13 protein-coding genes are annotated in these 10,848 nt (G+C 45.8%); 7 read left to right on the top strand and 6 right to left on the bottom strand.

Annotated features, from left to right (window positions below):
- Positions 1-134 (bottom strand): beta-ketoacyl-[acyl-carrier-protein] synthase family protein (locus tag KKE17_06770; GenBank protein ID MBU1709691.1); only part of this gene is annotated, 134 nt, incomplete at its 3' end.
- 335 nt (positions 135-469) lie between these two features.
- Here KKE17_06770 and KKE17_06765 point away from each other — a divergent pair.
- From KKE17_06765 to genX, 3 genes are all read left to right on the top strand, one after another.
- Positions 470-1,849 (top strand): coproporphyrinogen III oxidase family protein, encoded by a 1,380-nt coding sequence (locus KKE17_06765; protein ID MBU1709690.1) that lies wholly within the window; start codon positions 470-472, stop codon positions 1,847-1,849.
- A 40-nt stretch (positions 1,850-1,889) separates the two neighbouring features.
- Positions 1,890-2,453, top strand: a complete 564-nt coding sequence (gene efp, locus KKE17_06760; protein MBU1709689.1) for an elongation factor P — start codon at positions 1,890-1,892, stop codon at positions 2,451-2,453.
- A gap of 249 nt (positions 2,454-2,702) precedes the next feature.
- On the top strand, positions 2,703-3,605 hold the full coding sequence (gene genX / locus KKE17_06755) for an EF-P lysine aminoacylase GenX (GenBank protein MBU1709688.1): 903 nt from the start codon (positions 2,703-2,705) through the stop codon (positions 3,603-3,605).
- Positions 3,606-3,865: 260 nt separating this feature from the next.
- On the opposite strand, the gene KKE17_06750 is transcribed toward genX, so the two are convergent.
- Positions 3,866-4,225, bottom strand: a complete 360-nt coding sequence (locus KKE17_06750) for a DsrE family protein (GenBank protein ID MBU1709687.1) — start codon at positions 4,223-4,225, stop codon at positions 3,866-3,868.
- Between the two features lie 547 nt (positions 4,226-4,772).
- Between KKE17_06750 and KKE17_06745 the strand changes: the two genes are divergently transcribed.
- Both KKE17_06745 and KKE17_06740 read left to right on the top strand, forming a co-directional pair.
- Positions 4,773-5,354 carry a hypothetical protein gene (locus KKE17_06745; protein ID MBU1709686.1) on the top strand — a complete coding sequence of 194 codons (582 nt, stop codon included), beginning with the start codon at positions 4,773-4,775 and terminating at the stop codon, positions 5,352-5,354.
- A gap of 2 nt (positions 5,355-5,356) precedes the next feature.
- Entirely contained in the window at positions 5,357-6,190 is an 834-nt protein-coding gene (locus tag KKE17_06740) for a hypothetical protein (protein ID MBU1709685.1), read from the top strand.
- A 60-nt stretch (positions 6,191-6,250) separates the two neighbouring features.
- Here the strand turns inward: KKE17_06740 and KKE17_06735 are convergent, their stop codons facing one another.
- On the bottom strand, positions 6,251-6,979 hold the full coding sequence (locus tag KKE17_06735) for a uracil-DNA glycosylase (protein ID MBU1709684.1): 729 nt from the start codon (positions 6,977-6,979) through the stop codon (positions 6,251-6,253).
- Between the two features lie 256 nt (positions 6,980-7,235).
- Between KKE17_06735 and KKE17_06730 the strand changes: the two genes are divergently transcribed.
- Together KKE17_06730 and KKE17_06725 are read left to right on the top strand one after the other, a co-directional pair.
- Complete coding sequence (locus KKE17_06730) at positions 7,236-7,475, top strand: hypothetical protein (GenBank protein ID MBU1709683.1); 240 nt, start codon at positions 7,236-7,238, stop codon at positions 7,473-7,475.
- Positions 7,442-8,182, top strand: a complete 741-nt coding sequence (locus tag KKE17_06725; protein MBU1709682.1) for a DUF1566 domain-containing protein — start codon at positions 7,442-7,444, stop codon at positions 8,180-8,182. The genes KKE17_06730 and KKE17_06725 overlap by 34 nt, the downstream gene beginning before the upstream one ends.
- On the opposite strand, the gene KKE17_06720 is transcribed toward KKE17_06725, so the two are convergent.
- The 3 genes from KKE17_06720 to KKE17_06710 form a co-directional block, all read right to left on the bottom strand.
- Entirely contained in the window at positions 8,163-8,441 is a 279-nt protein-coding gene (locus tag KKE17_06720) for a hypothetical protein (protein MBU1709681.1), read from the bottom strand. The genes KKE17_06725 and KKE17_06720 overlap by 20 nt on opposite strands.
- Positions 8,442-9,143: 702 nt before the next feature.
- A complete protein-coding gene (locus tag KKE17_06715) occupies positions 9,144-9,671 on the bottom strand; it encodes a TlpA family protein disulfide reductase (protein ID MBU1709680.1) in 528 nt (175 codons plus the stop codon).
- A 78-nt stretch (positions 9,672-9,749) separates the two neighbouring features.
- The gene (locus tag KKE17_06710; GenBank protein ID MBU1709679.1) at positions 9,750-10,841 is read right to left on the bottom strand and encodes a M48 family metallopeptidase; all 1,092 of its coding nucleotides are present in this window, start codon (positions 10,839-10,841) and stop codon (positions 9,750-9,752) included.
- Between the last annotated feature and the right edge of the window lie 7 nt (positions 10,842-10,848).

Here is a 10,848-nt window from a genome sequence, read left to right as displayed (position 1 = left end):
CCGAGTTTTTTTCTCTCGGGCAGGAGCTTTATGCCGCTTACTCCCTCCCGGAGTGATTGTTGTACATCTTCCCGTGTGAGTCCCAGGCAGGAGATAATCCCGATTCCGGTAATGGCGACTCGTCTTTTATTTATATTCACTCAAATTTCCTATAAAACCAGTCAATTGAAAGCCCTTACGGTAACCACCAGAAACTAGTGTATATCGTCCTCTTTTTCAAGGTTATTCTTGGAGTTTCTTTATAGATATTTCATGTCATCAGGGATGATTATTTCATCGGTTGAACAGGGACTTTTTGGACGACGAATGCAATGTATAGGTCAGGTTTTTTATCGGCATTGAATTTTTATGTTTTTCTTGTACAATCCCTTAGGTGTAAAATCCATTATCCAGAATTTCACGCCAGCCAAAAAATCGACTTTTTCGAAATCGGCATATACTTCTGCCAGATAAGGGGATTTGACCTTTTATGATAAGAAATGAAATTCTGGATAAAATCAGAAAGGAGCTGTTTTATGGCTCGTCCGACTATACAAAAAATCAGCCGGATCTTTTTCTCCCCCATAAGTTTCAGATGTTGGCCCCATCGCAGGTTTTCGATTTTCTTGAAACAGTAAAGGCCAGCATATCAGAGAAAGAAATTCTGTTATACGTTCATCTGCCATTCTGTTTTACAGAATGCCTTTTTTGTAATTCTTTTCCCCATAAAGCCGAGAAAAGAATGCAACAGGAGTATCTCCGCAGTCTTCTCAAAGAGATACAATTGTTTTCAGATTCGGGGGTATTTGATGGGAAGAAGGCAAAATGTATTTATTTCGGGGGTGGGACACCGACATCGTTTGCAAACAGCGATATAAAGCTGATAATTGATACGATCAGATCGTGCATTGATCTGACTGCGAACTGTAATATTACAAGTGAAGCACATCCCTCCACTCTGGCGGATGAAAAGCGGGTAGTGGGGCTGGCTGAGATTGGCATCAACAGGATCAGCATCGGTTGCCAGACATTCGATCAGGATGTTCTCGGCCTTTGTAACAGGAAAAATACCGTAGCCCAGATAAAAAAAATCGTCAAATCCGTTCGGAAAACCGGTATGGCCATAAATATTGATATGATGACAGGCCTTCCAGGGCAAAGTATTGAAGGTTTGAAAAAGGATCTGGACATTCTGGAAACAATACGTCCGGACTCTATAGAATATATCAGGCATGAAATAGTTAACCCGCTGGTGATTGAGCTCTATGTGAAAAGGCCGGACCTAATTATCGATAATGATACCATTTTTGAAATGGTGTTCATGGCGCAGGAGTGGATGGAAAAATTCGGCTATGAGCAGAATGGGCGTTTTAGTAATGAAAAACAGTGGGGGTACAGGTATTATTGGCTCAAGGAGTTGCCGATTGTCGCCTTCGGTTCAAGGGCGAGATCCTATACCAAAACAATTTCCTTTGATAAATATGAAGAATTGTCCGTTTATTCTCTGATGACCGACAAGGGAATACCGCCGGTTGGCAGGTATATTTCTCTTACCAAAAGAGAGCAGATGTACAGGACTTTTTTTCTTTCGCTTCAGATAAAGAGCGGGCTTGATGTCAAGCTGTTTAATGACAGATATCACGAGAAACCCCTTGATGTATTCGGCGCCCTGATTAAGAAACTCAGTGAGTATGACTGTATTCAGCAGGATGAAGATTCAATCAGCTTAACACGATATGGGGCTTATTTTGTTGAAGATGTCTGCGACCGTATTATCGATACTGCCTTAAAGGAAGAATCGGACGATCTAGTGAGGGCCCCCCATTCAGAGGGATGCACATCTTCAAGGTTGTCCAACTTAATAAACTAAATGCCCAGAGCAGAGAGGAAACAGGAGAGGATTTGATTTTATGTATAGCGCATCAGATTTAAGGAAAGGATTAAAGATCAGTATTGACGGCGAGCCTTATATTGTCACCAGTTTCGAGTTTTCAAAACCAGGCAAGGGCCAGGCGCTGTACCGGACGAAAATGCGTAATATGATCAGCGGCAACGCCTTTGAGAGAACCTACCGGTCAAATGATAAATTTGAAAAAGCCTCTCTTGAAGAGCGGACCATGCAGTATCTCTATTCCCAGGGTGATGAGTATCATTTCATGGACACCAAGACCTATGAGCAAATTGTCATCACCAGGGAAAAGCTGGGGGATAACATCAAGTTCATGACCGATAATATGGATGTGCAGGTGCTGGTTTTCAGTGAGCGGCCCATTGGCGTTACCCTGCCGAATTTTGTTAATCTTACTGTTACTCTGGCCAATCCCTGGGCCAAAGGTGATACAAGCGGCAGCGATACCAAGCCGGTAACCGTTGAGACCGGCCTCGAATTACAGGTGCCGCCTTTTATTGAAGAAGGCGATAAAATTCAAATAGATACACGCACCGGTCTGTATATAACGCGGGTCAAAGAATAACCTGAACCGTGACGGTTATTATTATGCTGTTGGTTCGAGATAGTAACATGTTGTATATCTACTTATTGCTTGTTTTTTCCCCATGGCTAGTTAAGAATAACCGCCCTTCGGGGCTGGAGTTTTTATCACGATTGCTTTGTCAAAGACTGTCCGGCAGGGGAAACCCTAGCCGAACAGTCTTTTCCGTGCTCTCGAGATTAAACGACAGCTCACGGTCAAGGTTCAGATCCAGGTCTATGTCCAGGTGCTATGCTTAATCAAAGCGGCCTGAAAAAGAGAGCCGCTCTACTTCAGGCGATCCGCAGATATTTTAGTGAGAATGATTATATCGAGGTGGATACTCCGGTTCTCCTGCCTGCCATAATCCCGGAATCCTATATCGAACCGGAGCGGTCTGAAGAAAAATTCCTTCAGACCTCTCCGGAAATCTGCATGAAGAGGCTCCTCGCCACCGGGGCCTCGAAAATTTTCCAGATCTGCAAATGCTTCAGGCACGGCGAACGCGGCCGGCGGCATTTGACAGAATTCACCATGCTTGAGTGGTACCGGGTGGGTATTAATTACCATGGGCTGATGGATGAATGCGAAGAGATGCTCCGCCTTGTCGCCATTGATCTGGGCCTGGGCTCAACGATTCACTATGCAAATAGAGAAATAGCGCTGGATTCCCCTTTTGAAAGAATCACCGTTGCCGAGGCATTCAAACGCTTCGCCCCCATATCTCTTGATGAGGCGCTTTTCAATAATTCTTTTGATCAGACCTTGGTTGAGCATATCGAGCCCAACCTTGGTTTGGAGCGCCCGACCTTTCTGTACGACTATCCTGCTTCACTGGGCGCCTTGGCCAGATTGAATAAAGATGATCCATGGATTGCCGAACGTTTTGAGTTGTATGCCGGAGGATTGGAGCTGGCCAATGGTTTTTCCGAATTGACTGATCCTGCCCAGCAACGGAAACGTTTTAATCACGAAAGAGAATTGATCAAAGAGCAGGGCAGAGACCCCGGACCCATGCCTGAAAAATTTATTGAAGATCTTGCCTCCATGCCCGAAGCCGCAGGCATCGCCCTCGGTGTCGACCGCCTTGCCATGCTGGTCTTTGATGCGGAATCCATCGATGAAGTTGTCACCTTCATTCCTGAAGAATTATAGGTCTGTCGTTCATTGCTCATAAATTGGCTCCTGGATTGACAATCTCAGAAGTGGTCCCGGTACCGTCATCAAACTGGCGGCATAACAACAATGGTTTTCACCTTATTCCCGCCGCCAATCTGTCCAAACAACCGGGGCCGATTCTGTCTATCCCGGTGGCTTTTTTCATCTCAGAATTTTTAAGGAGGAATTTTGGATGAAAGATGGGCAAAAGTACGTATGATTTGAGCCCATTCTTGCTATTCTTGCATCAGCACACCTTAACACTTGAGTGTTTCCCTCTCCATCATAAGTGTTGAGACGTCCATCAGGTCGACAATTTTGACACCATCGAGCAATTGGTCTTCCTCGATGCCGAATTTTTTCAAGTCAATTTTGCAGACATACAATTGAGTATTCCCCTCACGAATTATTGAAAGAGAATGACGGACTGGAGCAATATTTTTCTCTTCAATGGTCTCCGCCACACCTTTTTGACACAATTTAGCGCCCTCCGACATGAAAAATAAAGCCATATCAGCTCCTTCTAAAACCAGGCAGGATACCAACCCCATGCTCACACTTGTCAGATGAGGATGATCAGTGGAATGGGTAATTATCATCATATATTTCTTGGACATTTCTCACCTTTCTTGCGCCAGCCCCCTGACCCCTGAAAGTCCTGCGATGTGGCATGGTCTATTTTTAAACGAGATTCCCTGCGACAATAATTGTTAAGTAGTTAATTGTTTACTTTAGCACTTTTGGTCGTCCAGAACAACATCTATTCATCGATCAGATAAAAAGTTATAAATTTTTAATTCAGATAAACAGGGATCTATTTTTTGACCTCATTGCCGTTAAAAACACAATTTTATTTGGATTGCGTCTGGTAAACAGCCAAACCAAGATGCTCAGCTGTTATTGAGTTTTGGGGGGATCATCTTCAAGCTGGCCAGGAATAAATAATGTATCGCCCCTTGTTCTCCCGAGATCGTGTCATTTTTGCCACGGATTTTCTAGTCCTCTCAAGTTAGTTTTCCTTCAGGAACGAAATATTCTCGCTTCAACAACCCGAAAACATTGGTAATTTATCGTTTCTTGATTTTGACGGAAATAATTGGCGCACGAATTGCAGAAGTTAGGGCATCATTCAATTTATTCCGTTACCACCAAGAAAGGATTCAGATGAATACTTATTGTGGCGCATATACAAATTACATATTTCCATACAAGTTCTATGCAATTCTATTGATAGTTTTTGTAATTATGTCAGCCCATGCAGGTGCAAGTGCAGCCGACAAAGCACCCAGTTACCAGCTGCCCTACCTGGGGTTTCATCTCGGCGCCGCTCAAGTCAGCAATGACAGCTTTGAAAGATCTGCCGCTTATGGGGTTTTGGGTGGGGTCTACGTGTTTAAAAATACAAGTGTGGAATTAGGCTATACAAAGTTTGAGCCCTTTGATCATAAAAGGACCCCTGGGACCTGGATTGAGGTTCAGGGGGCGACATTGGGCATTGCCCACCGTTTCGACCTCACCAAATGGTTCGCCCTGCGACCCGGAGTCGGAGCGCATTTCTGGAATGCTGATGGTTACTATTATGGTCACTTCACCGGTGAGGACAGGGGGATGGACCTGACAATGAACCTGGCACTGCTATTCACTGTAAAAAACAGGGTGTTTTTCATGTTGAACACAAGGTGGCTCGATAGTGTTTCAGGTGCCGATATCTGGCACCAATCACTTGGCGCAGGAGTAAATTTCTGATCATGCAAAAAACTATCATCTTCAAATTCATTCAATTTTATGTATTGGCGTTTTTTCTGGTCTTGAGCATGCATGGCTGCGGTGACCCGGGAAGCAACCATGTATCCTCAAGAGGAGTCACTACGGAATCCATATCCGCTGACATGCATGTGAGCAGCTCGGACGGCGAAGTGGTCACTGTGGAAGCTGCCATCAAAGAGGGGACTTTTGCAAGCGGCTTTTACATTGATCTGGCACCGGAAGATATTTTCATGGCCTCGGTGGTGGGTGAACCTTCAAGTGTCCGGATCAACGATAATCTGTTTGAAAATACCTCCCAGCTAGAAGAAAAGTACAAGCGGCTGACACAGGGCACACGGGATGTTTTCGGCATATCACAGGATGGAATCTGGTATTACACAACCTTTGGGGGAACCGATGAAAACACGGAAATTACCATTTCGCTGCTGCGCGAGCAGCAAAATGACGCCCCCCGGACAATAGTCAAGTTGCCGCCGGCATTTGAAATTTTAGAGCCGCTTGCAGGACAGGCTTTTTCCAGAAGCAGCGATGCCATCACCGTGGGCTGGAATCAGGGTTCCTTGGGAGATGTAATGCGGCTCAAAGGTTTTGTGAGTTGCCTGAATAATTCCAATGGTGTCTGGTCTTCTCCTGAAATAACCGATACCGGCAGTTATGTGATAAACGCCGGCACTTTCAGCGGCTATACCGGCAGCTGCAGCGTTTCTATTGGAGTAGAGCGATTCCGGCTGGGTCAGCTTGACCCTGCATTCGGAAATGGCGGTAAAATTGAGGCACACCAGTACAGGATGGTTATGATTTTCACCGTTGAATAGAGAGCGGCAAGAGGTCAAATCTGTATTTTGGTAACCCAGTCATATCAGCCAGTCAGCAAATCAAGTGGTATCAAGTTTCTTCTGGATCATCTGGAGGTCTATCCAGGTGGCTTTTTTCATTTCTGGATTCTCAAGGAGGAATTTAGGATGAAAGGTGGGCATGAGCAGGGCGCCCATGAAATTATGGAAACGTCCACGCAAGCGGATGAGCAGTTCGTTGTTTTTGAGCAGGGTTTGGGCGGCAACGACCCCCATGGTGCAGATGACTTTCGGGGAAAGCACGGCGATCTGCCGGAGCAGAAAGGGATTGCAGGTGGCGATTTCTTCAGGTTTCGGGGCGCGGTTTCCCGGGGTATGGCATTTAACCAGTTGGGTCAGATAGACGTCCTTGGTGTCAAGGTTTATCGCCGCAAGCATCTTGGTGAGCAGGTCTCCTGCCTCGCCGCTGAAAGGGCTGTTTTGCAGGTCATCCTCAATCCCTGGCCATTCGCCGATTATCATCAGGCCGGACCGGTTGTTTCCCTCGCCGAAAACGAGATGGGTTCTGGTTTCGCAAAGCCCGCATCTTTTGCAATCGCCCAGATCTTCACGCACCGCCTCGAGGTTTGCATCGCCTGCCTGTAAAAGCGGGCTCTCTTCGGCGGTAATGGTTTTTTGAAATGGGACGGTGCCGGGGTGAGAATATTGTTTACCTGCCGGGTGTATTTCGGTGCCGATATTTTTAAGGAATTGTTCGATCTCCGGGGTGCGCGGGTAGTGGTCAATGCCCAGGGAGTTATGATATCCCATGAGCTTTCTGACTTCTTGAAGGATGCGGATTTTGTTTTTATCTAAGTTTGGCATCTGGGGTATTCCGTTCTGAAGTTGTCTTTTTTGTACCATCATAGAGTTTCTTCCACAACCAGATAGTATAAATCCGATTATAATGTTGACCTTTGACTCTGGAATCCGAAATTGTAATTGCAAAACCGTGCATAAAATTGTTTCAGTAGAGAGTCATTCAGACGGAATAATATGAAATTGTACCAGAAGAAGTGAGCGAAAAATGGGCATATTCAGGCAACTTGGTTTTGATTCCGAAAAAACAATTGATTGGGAGATCACCCCTGCCCTGACCTACGGACTGTTTGAGTGTCGTGGGGATATGGAAAAAATCAAAACCAGTGATGAACGGTATTATTATTTTCATATTGATAATTGGCAGAAACCGGCCAGACTGCGCCTTATGGAGAGGGGCTTGCGCTATCAAGGGTGCTGGCCACAATTGATGCGCCCCGGGAAGTGATTGACCAATGTGTTCGAGATCAGGGCAGGGCGATAAAAGAACAGAATTATTCAATAGAAGAAAGGCTCCGCAATTGGCTTGAGGAGCATGTTGTTCATGAGACGCAAAGTCCGCGGGTTTTGCCGTTTCTGGAAACGCCTTTGTCGGTGGATGCCCCTGAGGCCGGTCTGCCCGGTCCTGATGCTCCGCTCCCGGTAATTAAACCCTGCTGTTTAAGAAAAGATTCCCTGTCCGTTTCCGAAGTGATGATTGAACCCCTTGTTCGCAAACATGATTTCTTTGAGAGTTTGTATAATCCTACCGGCATGTTCACCCATTATCTCATTGATAATCAGGATAAGCTTACGGTGACCGATATGGTGACCGGGCTTGTCTGGCAGCGCGGCGGCTCAGGGTATGTTTCCCGCAGGAAGCTGTTTGACTATGTCGCGGAGATGAACAGCAAGAAATTCGCCGGGTTTGATGACTGGCGGCTTCCGACAATTGAGGAGGCGTTGTCCATTTTGCGTTGCGGGAAAAAAACCGTTGATTTTTATCTTGCTGAATGCTTTACCCGAGAGCAGGGTTATATTTATACGGCGGATCGGCGTTCCCCTGGCGGATACTGGTTCGTCGACTTCAGGCAGGCCCGGGTGTACTGGGCTTCAGGGTCCTGTTTTTCAGGAGGCTTCGAAAGGCTTTGCCGGTCTATTCATGAACTGGCTTGAATATTTCAGCTATTGATTTCTCCCTGATTTTTTCCAGGCAATCATTCAATGCTTCGATTTTTGAAGTTCCTCTTCCCACAAATCGTTTTCTGGCCCTGGTGATAAGCGAAATCGGCCGGGCGATGAAGATGCCTTTGTCATTTCCGGCAATGATCTCAAATATCTTAATGGGGATATTGACGTTTCGCCGGTTATTGAAACTGTATTCAGTTGTTTCGGCCAACTGTTCTTCCCCGGTCAGTTCGATTATTTTTGCCATGTGTTACTCCAGTAAAAAAGGATTATCAATTCGGACTGGAATCGCAACGAATATAACTCATTCTTTGATTACAACCACAGATAGATCATGTCAAGGGAAGGTGTTTATAGCTGTTAAAAATGTGTCACTTTTTCCGGAAAAGTTGACAAAATTCCGGAATTATGGAATACATTGCACTGGGTGGCAATATTCCTGTTAGTGCTTTTACTTATTGGAATAATTAGGTTATCTCATTTTATTGTTGATATGGCTTCATTTTTGCATTAGGTATTCATTGCGTTGATACTTGATACCGAGTTGTGGTTTATTGGAGGGAAGTAGATGGATTTGCGTGAGGTTGTAAAGATACTAATGGAAAGCCCGTTTTATTTCAGGATGACTCTTGGCGAACGCCTTGAACTTGTGAGAGAGTTTTGTTGTCAGCATGGCAACAGAGTTGGATCACCCCGGAAGTAAATTCCGGTTTTTCTATTACCAAAACATGCCGGGCAATTGTGTCTGGCACCCTGTGAAATTATCCTGTAATACCCCCGTGTTGTTGCTTGTTCAGTGTCTATTCTTAACTATTCCCTTGAGTGCTTGCTGCAATCAATAATCCCCCAAGCTGCTTTTGCCCCATCAGCCCAATGATTTTTTGTGGAAATATGTCATCGGCTGCTATGTGGAGTGGTGCCGGATGAATTCTTTTCAAAGACCGGCGGTTCAGGATAGGGGCATGAGCTCCTGGAGCATTTTTCTCATGACCGGACTGTCCCAATTTCTGCCGCCGATCATTCTTGAGCGGAGAACCCCTTGGGTGTCAATGATAAAGGATTCAGGTACGCTGGTAACGCCATAGGCCTTGATTGTGCTGTCATCCTCATCAATCAGGACAGGAAGGTTTACGCCTAATTTTTGGAGAAATTTGTCAGCCACTTTCGGGTCATCGTTGGCCAGAATGGTAATCATTTTGAAAGGTTTCCCCTCGAGGGATTGATTTAAAGCCTGCATGGATGGCATTTCCTCCCGGCAAGGCGGACACCAGGTAGCCCAGAAATTCAGGAAAATGACATTGCCGCGGAGATCCGATAGTCGCCAGTATTTACCGTTGGAATCTTTCAGGTGAAAATCAGGCGCTGGTTTGTCGACAACGGCCTTGACATGAAAGTCAGAGTTTTCCCGGCAGGAGCTCAGCAGAAGAATCGGCAGAAGAACAAAGAAAAGAAAAATAATTTTTTTATCGGTAAGCACCTGGGGCCTCATAAATGTATCAAAAAAAGAGAGTTGCATCTGTGATAAGTTGATGATTGCGAGACATTTTCGAAGTCATCATGTTTGATCGCCACAGAGTTTGGTCCTGGGAAATTGTAACCCGGAGGAAAAAATATACGCCGACTTTTTTTCCTGATTCGCCAGTGCGCTTATGATGTTCTGTATTCTTTCTGCTGTGGCTGGATGGGTTGAGAGATAGGGCGGTATTTTTTCCGAAAGATCATCTATATGGCTTATATTCTCGAAAAAGTCAATCATTCCCTGTGGATTAATTCCTGCGGCCAGCATCAGTTCAAAGCCCAGCTGGTCAGCTTCTTCCTCGTTTTTGCGGCTGTATTGAAAGTGATCGAGGATTTGTGCGCCATGCATGGCGATTTTTGCAAAACTGTCCTGATTGCCGAAGATCATCTGCAGCATGAGTGTTGATGAAAGGCCTTTGAGCATGTTTTTGGTCGCATGTTTCTGTAAGATATGCTGCATTTCATGGGCCAGAACCCCGGCAACTTCCTCGGCATTTTCAGCGGCTTTTAGGAGCCCGGTGAAAATAATTATCTGGCCGCCCGGTGCTGCAAAGGCATTTACCATATCGCTCTTTACGAGACTCACCTTGAAAGTATAGGGGTGGTCCGGGGCTGCGGCGTTGAGTTGTTTGATAATCTGCTCAAGGGCCAGGATGGTTTCTTTGGAATCGCATTCCGTGAATTGGATACCGAATTGGGCTTTCACTGAAGCGCCGAGTTTTTCTTCCCACGATAAGGGAATCAGGTTGGAAAAGGTCTCGATACCTGCCGGAAGACCCCAGACATAGCCGGATATCAGGAGAATGACCGTAACGGCAATTCCAAGCCCCAAACGGGTATTGCTCCTGCTCACCCCTGGTTTTACCGAGCCGATTCCGGTTTTTTTGAGATCAAGCAGAAACCTGCGGTCTGAAATGACCAGCGCCTGAACAGGGTCGTCACCGTATTCAAGACGGATTTTTTCTCCCGCATAGGCCCCCTGGGTTTGCGTGGTGTGAGCACTCGGCCAGAAATGAGCATGCCCGGCTGAATCGGTAAACTCGATCCCCTGTTCCGTGCAGATGACAAAAACCGCCTCAAGTGCCGCGGTTTTGCCATCCAGGTAATGTCCCTGGCATTGTTTATTCATAGTGTTA

It is taken from the genome of Pseudomonadota bacterium (assembly GCA_018823135.1).
In the GTDB taxonomy this organism is placed as follows: domain Bacteria; phylum Desulfobacterota; class Desulfobulbia; order Desulfobulbales; family CALZHT01; genus JAHJJF01.
Note: the sequence above shows the minus strand (reverse complement) of the source record. Positions and strands in the feature narration are given on the sequence as shown.